The 14,219-nt window shown below is 61.0% G+C and carries 12 protein-coding genes and 1 pseudogene; 5 read left to right on the top strand and 8 right to left on the bottom strand.

From position 1 onward, the window contains the following. Positions 1-58: 58 nt before the first annotated feature. Both FBY02_RS11310 and FBY02_RS11305 read right to left on the bottom strand, forming a co-directional pair. On the bottom strand, positions 59-541 hold the full coding sequence (locus tag FBY02_RS11310; protein WP_055127277.1) for a GAF domain-containing protein: 483 nt from the start codon (positions 539-541) through the stop codon (positions 59-61). After that, the gene (locus tag FBY02_RS11305; RefSeq protein ID WP_144927339.1) at positions 538-1,428 is read right to left on the bottom strand and encodes an ATP-binding protein; all 891 of its coding nucleotides are present in this window, start codon (positions 1,426-1,428) and stop codon (positions 538-540) included. Before FBY02_RS11305 ends, FBY02_RS11310 begins: the two co-directional genes overlap by 4 nt. Before the next feature lie 163 nt (positions 1,429-1,591). On the opposite strand from FBY02_RS11305, the gene FBY02_RS11300 reads away from it, so the two are divergent. Further along, positions 1,592-3,913, top strand: a complete 2,322-nt coding sequence (locus FBY02_RS11300; protein WP_144927335.1) for a response regulator — start codon at positions 1,592-1,594, stop codon at positions 3,911-3,913. Here FBY02_RS11300 and FBY02_RS11295 read toward each other — a convergent pair. From FBY02_RS11295 to msrB, 3 genes are all read right to left on the bottom strand, one after another. After that, positions 3,897-4,358, bottom strand: a complete 462-nt coding sequence (locus tag FBY02_RS11295; RefSeq protein WP_144927333.1) for a MarR family winged helix-turn-helix transcriptional regulator — start codon at positions 4,356-4,358, stop codon at positions 3,897-3,899. The genes FBY02_RS11300 and FBY02_RS11295 overlap by 17 nt on opposite strands. Further along, a complete protein-coding gene (locus FBY02_RS11290) occupies positions 4,355-4,840 on the bottom strand; it encodes a glutathione peroxidase (protein ID WP_144927330.1) in 486 nt (161 codons plus the stop codon). Before FBY02_RS11290 ends, FBY02_RS11295 begins: the two co-directional genes overlap by 4 nt. Before the next feature lie 235 nt (positions 4,841-5,075). Beyond that, on the bottom strand, positions 5,076-5,471 hold the full coding sequence (gene msrB, locus FBY02_RS11285; protein ID WP_144927327.1) for a peptide-methionine (R)-S-oxide reductase MsrB: 396 nt from the start codon (positions 5,469-5,471) through the stop codon (positions 5,076-5,078). Between the two features lie 217 nt (positions 5,472-5,688). Between msrB and FBY02_RS11280 the strand changes: the two genes are divergently transcribed. Both FBY02_RS11280 and htpX read left to right on the top strand, forming a co-directional pair. After that, on the top strand, positions 5,689-6,900 hold the full coding sequence (locus FBY02_RS11280; protein WP_053155200.1) for a pyridoxal phosphate-dependent aminotransferase: 1,212 nt from the start codon (positions 5,689-5,691) through the stop codon (positions 6,898-6,900). A gap of 299 nt (positions 6,901-7,199) precedes the next feature. Beyond that, positions 7,200-8,087, top strand: a complete 888-nt coding sequence (gene htpX, locus FBY02_RS11275) for a protease HtpX (RefSeq protein WP_041020684.1) — start codon at positions 7,200-7,202, stop codon at positions 8,085-8,087. A 155-nt stretch (positions 8,088-8,242) separates the two neighbouring features. Here the strand turns inward: htpX and FBY02_RS11270 are convergent, their stop codons facing one another. Beyond that, a complete protein-coding gene (locus tag FBY02_RS11270; RefSeq protein ID WP_144927323.1) occupies positions 8,243-8,896 on the bottom strand; it encodes a thiopurine S-methyltransferase in 654 nt (217 codons plus the stop codon). A gap of 103 nt (positions 8,897-8,999) precedes the next feature. Here FBY02_RS11270 and FBY02_RS11265 point away from each other — a divergent pair, with 103 nt between their 5' ends. Then, a complete protein-coding gene (locus FBY02_RS11265) occupies positions 9,000-9,767 on the top strand; it encodes a class III extradiol ring-cleavage dioxygenase (protein ID WP_144927320.1) in 768 nt (255 codons plus the stop codon). Between the two features lie 135 nt (positions 9,768-9,902). Here the strand turns inward: FBY02_RS11265 and FBY02_RS11260 are convergent. Beyond that, a pseudogene (locus tag FBY02_RS11260) lies at positions 9,903-11,610 on the bottom strand (DEAD/DEAH box helicase). Positions 11,611-11,879: 269 nt separating this feature from the next. Next, positions 11,880-12,635 (bottom strand): spermidine synthase, encoded by a 756-nt coding sequence (locus tag FBY02_RS11250; RefSeq protein WP_047701534.1) that lies wholly within the window; start codon positions 12,633-12,635, stop codon positions 11,880-11,882. A gap of 139 nt (positions 12,636-12,774) precedes the next feature. Here FBY02_RS11250 and FBY02_RS11245 point away from each other — a divergent pair, with 139 nt between their 5' ends. Then, positions 12,775-14,121, top strand: coding sequence for a class II 3-deoxy-7-phosphoheptulonate synthase (locus FBY02_RS11245; protein WP_144927317.1), 1,347 nt, complete (start codon positions 12,775-12,777; stop codon positions 14,119-14,121). Positions 14,122-14,219 lie beyond the last annotated feature (98 nt).

Genomic DNA, 14,219 nt, shown 5'->3' with positions numbered 1-14,219 from the left:
AATGCCGACCCTACCGCCGTCATCGCGGGCAAGCCTTGCTCCCACGGTTCCTGCCCATTCAGCAATCGGTCAGACGCAGGAAAATCTCCGCCAATTGCTCGATGCCGGCCTGGTCATGTTCGCTGAAACGCGCCAGTTTCGGACTGTCCAGGTCGAGCACGCCGATCAGGCGCCCGTCCTTGAGCAGCGGAACCACCAATTCGCTGTTCGACGCGCTGTCGCAGGCAATGTGGCCGGGGAAGGCGTGGACATCCTCGACACGCTGGGTTTGGCCAGTCGCCGCCGCGGTGCCGCAGACACCTCGCCCGAAGGGAATTCGCACACAGGCGATCTGGCCCTGGAACGGCCCCAGCACCAGTTCTTCGTTGCGATTGAGGTAAAAACCGGCCCAGTTCAAGTCGTCCAGCTGGCTGAACAGGAAAGCCGAGAACTGCGCAGCGTTGGCGATGAAATCGCGCTCATCCGCCAACAGGGACTCCAGCTGTGCCGATAGCAAGCCGTAGCCGTCGAGGCCCATGCCTGTGCTCTTCAAATCGATCATGCCTTGTGCTCCAGGAGTTTCAGGCCTACCCAATAACGGGCAAACTGATAGGCGCAACGGCCGTTGCGGTTGCCGCGCCCGGTGGCCCAGCGTACCGCCAGCACGTCCAGCGCTTCGTCACGCTGCCAGGCCAGCCCGGCCTTCGCCGCCAGCTCGCCGATCCAGTGTTCCACCACGTCGAGGTAGTGCTCCTGGGTAAACGGATAGAACGACAGCCACAATCCGAAACGGTCGGACAACGCGATCTTGTCCTCCACGGCTTCGCTGGGGTGAAGCTCGCCATCGACCCGTTTCCAGTTCTCGTTGTCGCTTTCCTTCTCCGGCACCAGGTGACGACGGTTCGACGTGGCGTACAACAACACGTTGTCCGGCGCCTGTTCGAGAGAGCCGTCCAGCACACTTTTAAGCACGCGGTAATCGCCCTCGCCGGATTCGAACGACAGGTCATCGCAGAACAGCACGAAGCGCTGTGGCAGCCTGGCGATCTGCTCGACCACCCGCGGCAGGTCGGCCAGGTGATCGCGCTCGATCTCGATCAAGCGCAGGCCAGCGATCGCATGCTCGGCCAGCAAGGCACGCACCAGGGACGACTTGCCAGTCCCTCGCGACCCCCAGAGCAGCGCATGGTTGGCCGGCAGGCCGTCGATGAACTGCCGGGTGTTGCGACCCAATTGCTCGACCTGACGATCGACGCCGATCAGGTCCGACAGGCGCATGTCGAGGCTGACCTGCAGCGGCAGCAGATAGCCGCTGCGTCCGTCGCGTTGCCAGCGGGCGGCCAGGGTCACGGTCCAGTCGATGGCGGGACGGGGAGCGGGCAACAGGGGCTCGATGCGAGCCAGTACGGCATCGGCACGCTCAAGAAAAGCATTCAATCGGGCGTCCACGTCTTCTCCTCGGACAAATTCACAGTAATGATGGCGCTGCTGCGCCGAAACGCCGCTCTCAAGGATGGCGCCATCCCATCCAGCACACACCGGCCGCGCCGGTATCCGGAGATGATCAGCTATGCTTGACCGGCGAAGGGAAACGTAAGTGGTTCACCATTCCATGGACATCAGATTCACCCAACGGCTCTCTTACAAGCAGGCCCGACTGACCGTCCTGGTGGGCTTCGTGCTGGGCACCTTGCTCAGCCTGATGCAGATCGGCATCGATTATGCCAGCGAAGACGCGTCGATCAACCGCGAGATCCTGTCGTTGCTGGAAATCAGCCACAACCCGGCCTCGCGCATCGCCTACAACATCGATGCCGAACTGGCCCAGGAGTTGGCCCTGGGCCTGTTGCGCTCGCCCGCCATCATCGGCGCCGAGCTGGTCGACAACAACAATACCGTGCTGGCCAATGTCAAGCGACCCGAACTGCAGAACAGTTACCGTTTCATCAGCGATTTCCTGTTTGGCGCCCAGCGCCGCTTCGAAGACCGGCTCTACCTGGACCATCTGCCCAATGAATCTCTGGGCGTGCTGCGGCTGGACGTCGACACCTACGCTTTCGGCAGTCGCTTCCTGCGTCGGGCCGAGGTCACGTTGCTCAACGGCTTCGCTCGCAGCCTGATCCTGACCGGCCTGTTATTGGCCTTGTTCTACGTGATGCTGACCAAACCCCTGGTGCGGGTCATTCGCGAACTGAGCAGCCGCGACCCGGGCAGTAATGAGCAGAGCAGCCTGGAATGCCCCACCGGCCATCAATACGACGAAATCGGCGTACTGGTGTCGGTCGCCAACCAGCAGTTCGAAAATATCTCCACCGAAATCCAGCAGCGGCGCATGGCCGAAAATCGCCTGACCGAATACCTGGCGCAGCTGGAAAACATCGTCTCGGCTCGTACCGCCGAACTCAAGGCCATCAACGCCCGCCTCAGCCAGTCCAACGAAGAACTGGAAGTGGCCAGGCGTACTGCCCTGGACATGGCCGAAGCACGTTCCGCGTTCCTGGCCAGCATGAGCCATGAGATCCGCACACCGCTGAACGGCCTGCTGGGCATGATCGCCCTGTCCCTGGACGGCCCCCTGACCGCCGAACAACAGCAACAGCTATCGATAGCCCATGACTCTGGCAAGGTGTTGGTCGAGCTGCTCAACGACATCCTCGACCTGTCGAAATTCGATGCCGGCCAACTGGAACTCGAACGTATCCCGTTCGATCTCGGCTCCCTGATCGAAGACACGGCCAACCTGCTTTCGCAGAATGCCGCCCCCAGCGTCGAGCTGGCCTGCCTGATTGATCCGCAATTCCCGGCGCAAGTGCTCGGCGATCCAACCCGTGTGCGGCAGATCGTCAGCAACCTGTTGTCCAATGCCCTCAAATTCACCCGTTTCGGCCGGGTCGATGTGCGATTGAGCGCCTATGAAGGCGGGGTCCGGATTGAAGTCTGCGATACCGGCATAGGCATTCCCCAGGATGCTCAGGCAAGAATCTTCCAGCCCTTCACCCAGGCCGGCGCCGGCATCACCCGCCAGTTCGGTGGCACCGGGCTGGGCCTGGCGCTGACCAACAACCTCTGCGAAGCCATGCAGGGCCGCTTGACGATCAGCTCCGAAGCCGGTTTCGGCAGCCAGTTCTGCGCCGACCTGCCCCTGCCCTGTCATACACCGGCGGCGCCGGTCGACCCCTTGCGTGGCAATATCGTCGCGATTACCGCCAACAGCAGCGGCCTGGCCGAACTGCTGGACAGCCTGTTGCCGGGCTGGGGGGTGGACTATTTGAGACGCTCGGTGGATGACAACCTGCTGGGCCTCAAGCCTGATGTCCTGATTACCGACTGCCCTGAGTGCCTGTTCAACTTGCGGCCAACCTTCAACGCGCCGATCCTGCTCGTCACCGCCTACGGCAGCTTCATGCCCAGCGAACAGGCGGCCGCCCTGGCCCCGCTACTTCAACAGGCCCGACCACTGGCGCGCCACGCGCTGTATCAGATCCTGCGTCGGGCGCTGCAGAGCGAGACGACCACCATCACTGACACGCAGATCGAAGCTCTGCCACCGTCCAGGCGCGCAAGAGTGCTGCTGGTGGAGGACAATCCGGTCAACCAGTTGGTCGCCAAAGGCATGCTGGTCAAGCTCGGCTGCGAAGTCCTTGTCGCCGCCCATGGCGCAGAGGCCCTGGATCAACTCGAACGGAGCACTTTCGACCTGGTGCTGATGGACTGCAACATGCCGGTGATGGACGGCTACGAAGCCAGTCGGCAGATTCGTCGCAGCGGCCGCTGGCCGGACCTGCCGATTGTCGCGCTGACGGCCAACGCCATGCCAGAGGAGCGGGAACGCTGCCGGGGTGCCGGCATGACGGATTATCTGTCCAAGCCATTCCGACGCGAAGAACTGGCGGCGATACTGGATCAATGGGTGCCGACTACGTCAGCGCTTTGATCTGCCCAAGCAGATGATCGAGACCATTACGCAACGCCCCCAGGCGGTCGAGATCAATCCCGCTGTCGCACAGCAGACGAGCCTTGAGGGGCCCGACCTGTTCGCGCAACGCCAGACCCGCCGGCAACAGGCCCAGGTGTACCTCCCGCTCGTCCCGGGCCGAACGCCGGCGCTGGACCAGGCCCAGTTGCTCCAGGCGCTTGAGCAGCGGCGTCAATGTGCCGGAATCCAGCAGCAACCGTTCACCCAGGGCCTTGACCGTCGGTTGTTTCGGCGCGGTGTCCTGCCATTCCCACAACACCAGCATCACCAGGTATTGCGGATAAGTCAGGCCAAGCTGGTCGAGCATCGGCTTGTAACCACGGATCACCGCCCGCGAAGCGGCGTACAGCTTGAAACACAACTGGCTGTCGAGCTTCAGCGAATCGACGGGCAGCTCGTTCATTTGAGCAGGGCTTCGATCTCATGGGTCAGGTCCTGGGGTTTAGTGGTCGGGGCGAAACGCTTGACCACTTGACCGTCCTTGCCGACCAGGAACTTGGTGAAATTCCACTTGATGCCCTTGGACCCGAGCACACCGGGGGCACGCTGCTTGAGCTGGACAAACAGCGGATGGGCGTTGGCACCGTTGACCTCGATTTTCTTGAACAACGGAAAACTCACACCGAAGTTCAGCTCGCAGAACTCGGAAATCGCCCCTTCATTACCCGGCTCCTGCTTGCCGAATTGATTGCAGGGAAAGCCCAACACCACCAGGCCCCGATCCCTGTAGGTCTGCCACAACTGCTCAAGCCCCTTGTACTGCGGGGTGAAGCCGCACTGACTGGCGGTGTTGACCACCAGCACGGCCTTGCCAGCGAAATCGGCCAGGGTCTTTTGCTCACCCTTGATGGTGGTGCAGGGAATGCTCAGCAGGTTGTCGCTCATGGCAAGGCTCCAAAGGAATGGGACTGACGTGCAAGATAGCGAGCAATTCAATTGTATGCAATTTAATTATTCAGCCACCTCCGCGAATGATTTGATACAGATTTGTGGCGAGGGGACTTATCCCCGTTGGGTTGCGTAGCGACCCCAAAGGAGGGATACATCAGCCTCGCACTTCAAGGGGAGCCTAATGGGGCTGCCGTGCAACCCAGCGGGGATAAATCCCCTCGCCACAGATTTACGCGCGGGGAACGAGATCCAGGCACACCGAGTTGATGCAGTAACGCAAGCCCGTAGGCGGCGGGCCATCGGGAAATACATGACCCAGGTGGGCATCACATTTGGCGCAGACCACTTCGGTGCGGATCATGCCGTGGCTGACATCTCGCATCTCCATTACCGCGCTGTCCCCAATGGGCGCGTAAAAACTCGGCCAGCCGCAACCGGAATCGAATTTGGTCCGCGAATCGAACAGCGGCTCGTTGCAGCAGATGCAGTGATAGACACCGTCGGTCTTGGTGCCGTTGTATTTACCCGAAAACGGCCGTTCAGTGCCTTTCAACCGACAGACGTTGTACTGCTCCGGGTCGAGCATGGCGTGCCATTCCTCAAGGGTTTTCTTCAGCTTTTCCATCGTCCCACCTCGGCAATTGAAAAAGCCCGATCCGACGCTTTTCCGCGGGTCGGGCGGCACGTATGATTGCGCCTCGTCAGCGCCAGTCTGGCAGTCGCGTCATGGGTATTCAAACGGATTGTGACGCCATGCCGCGTCAGGCCCGCCACAGACGCAAGATCACCAGCACGGTCGTCCATACGCCGCCTGGATCGTTCATCTTCGGGAACACATCGCCATGCAGGTCAGCAAATCGAACAAGCTCGCCAACGTCTGCTACGACATTCGCGGCCCGGTGCTCAAGCACGCCAAACGCCTGGAAGAGGAAGGCCATCGCATCCTCAAGCTGAACATCGGCAACCCGGCGCCCTTTGGTTTCGAAGCGCCCGATGAAATCCTCCAGGACGTCATCCGCAACCTGCCGACCGCCCAAGGCTACAGCGACTCCAAGGGCCTGTTCAGCGCGCGCAAGGCCGTGATGCAGTACTACCAGCAGAAGCAGGTCGAAGGTGTCGGTATCGAAGACATCTACCTGGGCAACGGGGTGTCCGAGCTGATCGTGATGTCCATGCAGGCCCTGCTCAACAATGGCGACGAAGTACTGGTACCGGCGCCGGACTACCCGCTCTGGACCGCCGCCGTGAGCCTGTCCGGCGGTAACCCCGTGCATTACCTGTGCGACGAGCAGGCCAACTGGTTCCCGGACCTGGCGGATATCAAGGCCAAGATCACCCCGAACACCAAGGCGCTGGTCATCATCAATCCAAACAACCCGACCGGCGCGGTGTACTCCAGGGAAGTGCTGCTGGGCATGCTCGAACTGGCCCGTCAGCACAACCTCGTGGTGTTTTCCGACGAGATCTACGACAAGATCCTCTACGACGATGCCGTGCACATCTGCACCGCGTCCCTGGCGCCGGACCTGCTGTGCCTGACCTTCAACGGCTTGTCCAAATCCTACCGGGTGGCGGGTTTCCGCTCCGGCTGGATTGCCATCTCCGGTCCCAAGCATCATGCCCAGAGCTACATCGAAGGCATCGACATGCTGGCCAACATGCGCCTGTGCGCCAACGTACCGAGCCAGCACGCGATCCAGACGGCACTGGGGGGCTACCAGAGCATCAACGACCTGGTCCTGCCGCCTGGCCGGCTGCTGGAACAGCGCAATCGCACCTGGGAACTGCTCAACGACATTCCCGGCGTCAGCTGCGTCAAGCCGATGGGTGCGCTGTATGCCTTCCCGAGGATCGATCCGAAGGTCTGTCCGATCCACAACGATGAAAAGTTCGTGCTCGACCTGTTGTTGTCGGAAAAACTGCTGATCGTCCAGGGTACGGCGTTCAACTGGCCGTGGCCGGACCATTTCCGCGTCGTGACCCTGCCAAGGGTCGACGATCTGGAGCAGGCCATTGGCCGGATCGGCAACTTCCTCAAGTCCTACCGACAATAAGCCGTAGCGCGCGAGGCACCTCGCCTCGCGCGCTGTTTGATTCAGCAACATATCCGCCCTGCCAGCCTCGGCAGGCCCTCTACACTGAATTCTCAACAGCGGGCGGGCGATGCGGCCCAACGTTCACGGGACAAGAATGGCATCCGGCTTTTCCTCAGTGACTTTCAGAAAAGTCTTTCATTCATTTAGGACGCCTGTAGGACACAGTTTGAAATAGTCGCTGAGTTGAATAGCCTGCGGCAGCACCTTATATACCCCGCATAACGCTACATCTTTAGCATGAGGAGATTGCTACCACCATGATGCGCATCCTGCTGTTCTTGGCCACTAACCTGGCGGTCGTGCTGATTGCCAGCATCACCCTGAGCCTTTTCGGCTTCAACGGGTTCATGGCGGCCAACGGGGTTGATCTCAACCTCAATCAGCTGCTGATCTTCTGTGCGGTGTTCGGCTTCGCCGGTTCCCTGTTCTCGCTGTTCATCTCCAAGTGGATGGCGAAGATGAGTACCAGCACGCAGATCATCAGCCAGCCGCGCACTCGCCACGAGCAATGGCTGCTGCAAACCGTCGAGCAGCTGTCCCGTGAGGCTGGCATCAAGATGCCGGAAGTCGGGATTTTCCCGGCCTATGAGGCCAATGCCTTCGCCACGGGCTGGAACAAGAACGACGCACTGGTCGCCGTCAGCCAGGGCCTGCTCGAACGGTTCTCCCCGGATGAAGTCAAGGCCGTGCTGGCCCACGAGATCGGCCACGTCGCCAACGGCGACATGGTGACCCTGGCCTTGATCCAGGGCGTGGTGAACACCTTCGTGATGTTCTTTGCCCGCATCATCGGCAACTTCGTCGACAAGGTGATCTTCAAGAACGAAGAAGGCCAGGGCATCGCCTACTACGTGGCAACCATCTTCGCTGAACTGGTATTGGGCATCCTCGCCAGCGCCATCGTCATGTGGTTCTCGCGCAAGCGCGAATTCCGCGCCGACGACGCCGGCGCACGCCTGGCCGGCACCAGCGCCATGATCGGCGCCCTGCAACGTCTGCGTGCCGAGCAAGGTTTGCCGGTGCACATGCCCGACACCTTGAATGCCTTTGGGATCAACGGTGGTATCAAGCAGGGCCTGGCTCGTCTGTTCATGAGCCACCCACCGCTGGAAGAGCGTATCGACGCACTGCGTCGCCGCGGTTGATCGTCCGGAGCTGAAGAGAAGCCCGCAGCTATTCGATGATCGTTCCCACGCTCTGCGTGGGAACGCCTCAACGGACGCTCCGCGTTCGGCCTTTAGGGACGCAGAGCGTCCCAGGCTGCATTCCCACGCAGAGCATGGGAACGATCACCCGCTACTCAGCGATTGAAAATCCGATAAACCCGCTCGTCCAACCTGGTCACCCCAGCCTGCAGGAACTTCCAGCTTTCCCCCAGCACATCCTGCTCCTGCAAGACCTCCAGCTTCCAGTTGTACCCCAGCAACCGCTGCACTTCATCATCACTCACGGAAAATGGCGGACCGGGCATTTCAGCCTGGTTGTATTCAAGGGTGATCAGCAAACCGGCGCAGCTTGGCAGGATGCTTTGCAGGTGCGCCGTGTATTGCTCACGCATCTGCCCAGGCAAGGCAATCAACGCTGCCCGATCATAAAGCGCCACGCAATCGTCCAGATCATCCCGACCCAAGGCAAAGAAATCACCGCAACGGATTTCGATGTCCCCGGCACGAAACACCTTGAAAGCCCCCTCTTCACTCACGCTCGGCCTCAACTGATGTTCATCGAAAAAATCAGTGATGGCTTTTTCCGACAGCTCCACCCCCAATACCGAATGCCCCTGCTGGGCGAGCCACAGCAGATCCAGGGTTTTGCCGCACAATGGCACCAGTACCCGACTGCCCTGCGCCAAGCCCATTTGCGGCCAGAATCGCTGCAGGTACGGATTGACTTCCGATGAATGAAAACCGATCTGATTGGTTGACCAGCGCTTATGCCAGAACTCGGGCTCCATGATTCGCTCCAAAAATTCGATCAAAACAGGTTAAAACTTATATTAGATTTAGATCATTGACCTGACAGAAGATGACCACATCTTAACGCTCAGGAGCTCGTTCATGCTGCCCAGCCTGTTTATCTCCCACGGCTCACCGATGCTCGCCCTCGAGCCCGGCGACAGCGGCCCGGCGCTGGCTCGCCTGGCCGCGCAATTGCCCAGGCCTACGGCCATCCTCATTGTGTCCGCCCATTGGGAAAGCAGCGAGCTGTTGGTCAGCGCCAATCCGCAACCGCGTACCTGGCATGACTTCGGCGGCTTCCCGCCAGCCCTGTACCAAGTGCAGTATTCCGCACCGGGACAGCCGGAACTGGCCGCCCGGGTGGCCGAACTGCTCAACGCCGCGCACCTGCCGGCACGGCTCGACGTCCAGCGGCCATCCGACCACGGCGTCTGGGTACCATTGTCCTTGATGTATCCCCAGGCCGACATCCCGGTGGTTCAGCTCTCCCTGCCCAGCGACCAGGGGCCCGCTTTGCAGACACGGGTCGGCCAGGCGCTCGCAAGCCTGCGCCAGCAGGGCATCCTGTTGATTGGTTCCGGCAGCATCACCCATAACCTGCGCGACCTCGACTGGAACGCCGGCCCCGAGAGCGTCGAGCCTTGGGCGAAGGATTTTCGCGACTGGATCGTGGAAAAACTGGCGGCCGACGATGAGGGCGCGCTGCATGATTACCGTCGCCAGGCACCCAATGCCGTGCGCAGCCACCCCAGCGACGAGCACCTGCTGCCGCTGTATTTTGCCCGCGGTGCCGGCGCCAGGTTCAGCGTGGCCCATGAGGGGTTCACGATGGGAACGCTGGGGATGGACATCTACCAGTTCGATTGACCGAGTCGCGCCCTTCGAGAGCAGGCTCGCGAAAGGGGCAACACCATCAACCGACCGAACACCAAACGACAGGCATAAAAAATCCCCGAACCAGTCGGGGATTTTTCATGCTCGATCAATCAACCCAAGGGTTGATCAGTCTTCGCGATAACGACGCAGCTTGAGTTGCTTGCCGGCTACGCGAGTATCCTTGAGCTTGGTCAGCAATTTCTCCAGACCATCTTCCGGCAGCTCCACCAGGCTGAAGCTGTCACGCACCTGGATGCGACCGATGGCTTCACGGGCCAGGCCACCCTCATTGAGGATCGCGCCCAGCAGGTTCTTGGCGGCGATGCCGTCACGGGCGCCCAGCGCGGTGCGGCAACGGGCACGGCCTTCGGCCAGCGGGATCGGTGCACGACGCTCACGGTCGCCACGGTCCGGACGGTCACCGCTACGCTCGGGACGATCGCCACGTGGCGCGCTGTTCGGCACCAGGGGGCGTTCCTTCTCGATGGCAGCCAGGTTCAACGCCTGACCATTGGTGGCTTTGCGCAGCAGGGCGGCGGCCAGGGCACGTGGACTGCAACCGATGTCGGCAGTCAGGCGATCGAGCAGATCACCGTGGGTCGATTCGGCGTCAGCCACCAGCGGCGACAGGCTGTTGGTCAGCTTCTTGATGCGGGCATCGAGAACGGCCTGGGCGTCCGGCAGGCGAACCTCAGCCACCTTCTGCCCGGTAACACGCTCGATCACCTGCAGCATGCGGCGCTCGCGCGGAGTCACCAGCAACAGTGCGCGACCTTCGCGACCGGCACGACCGGTACGACCGATACGGTGAACGTAGGATTCAGGATCGTACGGCATGTCCACGTTGAACACGTGGGTGATGCGTGGAACGTCCAGGCCACGGGCAGCCACGTCGGTCGCCACAACGATGTCCAGGCGGCCATCCTTGAGGGAGTCGATCACGCGCTCGCGCTGGTTCTGGGCAATGTCACCGTTCAGCGCAGCGGCCTTGTAGCCTTTGGCTTCCAGGGCGCTGGCCAGGTCCAGGGTCGCTTGCTTGGTGCGCACGAACATGATCAGGGCATCGAAGTCTTCCACTTCCAGCAAGCTGAGGACAGCGGAGGTCTTCTGGTCGGCGTGAACCAACAGGTGGGCCTGTTCGATCGCGGTGACGGTCTGGGTCTTGCTCTGGATCTTGACGTGTTTCGGATCCTTCAGGTGACGCTCGGCGATCGCACGGATCGACTGCGGCAAGGTAGCCGAGAACAGTACGGTCTGACGGGTTTCCGGCATGGCCTTGAAGATCACTTCCAGGTCATCCATGAAGCCCAGCTTGAGCATTTCATCGGCTTCGTCGAGAACCAGGTGGTTCACGGTGGCCAGGACTTTCTCGTCGCGACGCAGGTGGTCGCACAGACGGCCAGGGGTGGCGACAACGATTTGTGCGCCATTACGGATGGCTTTCAATTGTGGGCCCATCGGCGCGCCACCGTAGACAGCCACAACCGTTACACCCGGCATTTGCTTGGCGTAGGTTTCGAAAGCAGTTGCAACTTGCAGCGCCAACTCACGGGTTGGGGCCAGGATCAGAGCTTGCGGCTCGCGCTTGGACGGATCAATGCGGTGCAGGATAGGCAAGGCGAACGCGGCGGTCTTACCCGTACCGGTTTGCGCCTGACCAATCATGTCGTGACCGGCGAGAATGATCGGGATCGACTGCTGCTGAATGGCCGAAGGCTCTTCATAGCCGGTAGCGACTACTGCAGCGACAATATTGGGATGAAGTTCAAGAGCGGCGAAGCCGCCGATTTCCTGGGTCATGGGTCTGCCTCTAAGTGCATCCGCAAAGACCCATGCTCCAAAGCTGCACATGCCGTGTTGAGACTCAAGAGTCGCCCTGGCAGCTTTGTCGGCGGGGATTTGCGAAAACGAATGAATGAAAAAGAACGTCGTGGGAGCATCCGTTGTGTGGACATGCAATCGAAGCTGACTTCGAAATTGCGCTACCTTGACGCGGCCCGGCTAAAGGCCGGCGCGCACTATACCGGAATTCGGCAAAAAAGGGAGCTTTTTTTACAGTGGCTAAACCGGTTCACCTTTGTGGCGAGGGGATTCTCGGCTGTATCAAGTCGCCGGCCGAATCGCCTTGATCAATGGCAGCAACGAATAGCCCAGCCGTGGCGCCAACGCTTCGGCACGGGCAATCAGTCCTTCCATGTCCATCGTCTGCTCCAGATCCGCCGGCACGATCAGGATCACGTTGCCCTCCTTCACCGGCAGCTCCCAGTAGTGCCGGTGGTACAAGCCACGCAACAGCGCAGCGCCCAGCGGCTTGCCGTCGTCGGTGGCCCACTGGTTGATCACCAGCCAGCCGCCGGGGTTCAGGCGCTTCTGGCAGTTTTCCAGGAAGCCCCAGGCCAGATGACCGACGCCGGGGCCGACATCGGTGTAGAGGTCGACGAAAATCAGGTCCGCGGGCTCTGCGGTTTCCAGTAACTCCAACGCATCGCCGACACGGATGTACAGCCGTGGATCGTCATCCAGGCCCAGGTATTCGATGGCCAGGCGCGGCACGTCGGGACGCAGTTCGATGGCCTCGACGTCTTCCAGCGGCAGAAACCGGAGGCAGGCCTGGGTCAACGTACCGGCACCCAAGCCCAGGAACAGCGCGCTTTCCGGTTGCTCGTGGCACAACGCACCGATCAGCATCGCGCGGGTGTAGTCATATTCGAGCCAGCTTGGATCGGCCGTGAACACGCAGCTCTGCTCGATGGCATCGCCGAATTCGAGAAACCGGTAATCGGCCACTTCGAAGACCCGGATCATGCCGAACTCGTCATGCACCTCGGCGAGCAGATGCTCGACGCGCTCCTCTGTCATTTCATCTCCTGATGCTTGCCGGGCGGGCTGCGGCAAAAGCGTAATTGTCGGCCAAGCGACGGGAGCAGGTCACGCACTAATTTGCTGATAACTTTGCTGATAACATGGCCGCCCGAGCGTCAACCACCTAGAGATCATGATGAGCCAACCCTGGAGCCCTGACAGCTGGCGCGCCCTGCCGATCCAGCAACAACCCCGCTACCCCGACGCGGCGCACCTGCTGCAAGTCGAGCAGACCCTCGCCAGCTATCCGCCGCTGGTGTTTGCCGGAGAAGCCCGGGAACTGCGTCGCCAGTTCGCCGAAGTCACCCAGGGCCGGGCTTTTTTGCTGCAAGGCGGCGATTGCGCCGAAAGCTTCGCGGAGTTCTCGGCGGCGAAGATCCGCGACACCTTCAAGGTCCTGCTGCAAATGGCGATCGTCATGACCTTTGCCGCCGGTTGCCCGGTGGTCAAGGTCGGGCGCATGGCCGGGCAGTTCGCCAAGCCACGTTCGGCCAACGATGAAACCATCGACGGCGTCACCCTGCCGGCCTACCGGGGCGACATCGTCAACGGCATCGGTTTCGACGAGCAGAGCCGCGTGCCGGATCCGGAACGCCTGCTGCAGTCCTACCACCAGTCCACCGCCACCTTGAACCTGCTGCGGGCGTTCGCCCAGGGCGGATTTGCAGACCTGCACCAGGTGCACAAGTGGAACCTGGATTTCATCGCCAACTCGGCCCTGGCGGAAAAATACAGCCACCTGGCCGACCGCATCGACGAAACCCTGGCATTCATGCGCGCCTGCGGCATGGACAGCTCGCCACAACTGCGTGAAACCAGCTTCTTCACCGCACACGAAGCGCTGCTGCTCAATTACGAAGAAGCCTTTGTGCGCCGGGACAGCCTGACCAACGATTATTACGACTGCTCGGCCCACATGCTGTGGATCGGCGACCGCACCCGTCAGTTGGACGGTGCCCATGTCGAATTCCTGCGCGGCGTGAACAACCCTATCGGGGTCAAGGTCGGCCCGAGCATGAACCCTGACGACCTGATCCGCCTGATCGACGTACTCAACCCGGACAACGATCCGGGTCGGCTGAACCTGATTGCGCGGATGGGCGCGAATAAGGTCGGCGATCATCTGCCGCAGCTATTGCGTGCCGTGCAACGCGAAGGCAAGCAGGTGCTGTGGAGCTCCGACCCCATGCACGGCAACACCATCAAGGCCAGCAGCGGCTACAAGACCCGGGACTTTGCGCAGATCCTCGGGGAAGTGAAGCAGTTCTTCCAGGTCCACGAAGCCGAAGGCACTTATGCCGGCGGTATTCACATCGAGATGACCGGGCAGAAGGTCACCGAATGCATCGGCGGCGCACGGCCGATTACCGAGGATGGACTATCGGATCGTTATCACACCCATTGCGATCCGCGGATGAATGCCGACCAGTCGCTGGAACTGGCGTTCTTGATTGCCGAGACGTTGAAGCAGGTTCGGCGGTGAGTCAGGTGATTATGCAGCGCCTGTGAATCCCTCATCGCGAGCAGGCTCGCTCCCACATCGACCGTGCCGTTCACAGATTATGTGTTCGCCAGCATTCC

Origin of the sequence: Pseudomonas sp. SJZ078, from assembly GCF_007828255.1 — a bacterium.
Lineage (GTDB): Bacteria > Pseudomonadota > Gammaproteobacteria > Pseudomonadales > Pseudomonadaceae > Aquipseudomonas.
The sequence above is the reverse complement of the archived record's forward strand: the minus strand, read 5'-3'. Positions and strand labels throughout refer to the sequence as shown.

What these genes read in the sequence shown, in the direction of transcription:
- FBY02_RS11310 (WP_055127277.1), bottom strand. Translation starts at nt 541, where the DNA reads ATGATCGATTTGAAGAGCACAGGCATGGGCCTCGACGGCTACGGCTTG.
- FBY02_RS11300 (WP_144927335.1), top strand. Translation starts at nt 1,592, where the DNA reads ATGGACATCAGATTCACCCAACGGCTCTCTTACAAGCAGGCCCGACTG.
- FBY02_RS11295 (WP_144927333.1), bottom strand. Translation starts at nt 4,358, where the DNA reads ATGAACGAGCTGCCCGTCGATTCGCTGAAGCTCGACAGCCAGTTGTGT.
- FBY02_RS11290 (WP_144927330.1), bottom strand. Translation starts at nt 4,840, where the DNA reads ATGAGCGACAACCTGCTGAGCATTCCCTGCACCACCATCAAGGGTGAG.
- msrB (WP_144927327.1), bottom strand. Translation starts at nt 5,471, where the DNA reads ATGGAAAAGCTGAAGAAAACCCTTGAGGAATGGCACGCCATGCTCGAC.
- FBY02_RS11280 (WP_053155200.1), top strand. Translation starts at nt 5,689, where the DNA reads ATGCAGGTCAGCAAATCGAACAAGCTCGCCAACGTCTGCTACGACATT.
- htpX (WP_041020684.1), top strand. Translation starts at nt 7,200, where the DNA reads ATGATGCGCATCCTGCTGTTCTTGGCCACTAACCTGGCGGTCGTGCTG.
- FBY02_RS11270 (WP_144927323.1), bottom strand. Translation starts at nt 8,896, where the DNA reads ATGGAGCCCGAGTTCTGGCATAAGCGCTGGTCAACCAATCAGATCGGT.
- FBY02_RS11265 (WP_144927320.1), top strand. Translation starts at nt 9,000, where the DNA reads ATGCTGCCCAGCCTGTTTATCTCCCACGGCTCACCGATGCTCGCCCTC.
- FBY02_RS11250 (WP_047701534.1), bottom strand. Translation starts at nt 12,635, where the DNA reads ATGACAGAGGAGCGCGTCGAGCATCTGCTCGCCGAGGTGCATGACGAG.
- FBY02_RS11245 (WP_144927317.1), top strand. Translation starts at nt 12,775, where the DNA reads ATGAGCCAACCCTGGAGCCCTGACAGCTGGCGCGCCCTGCCGATCCAG.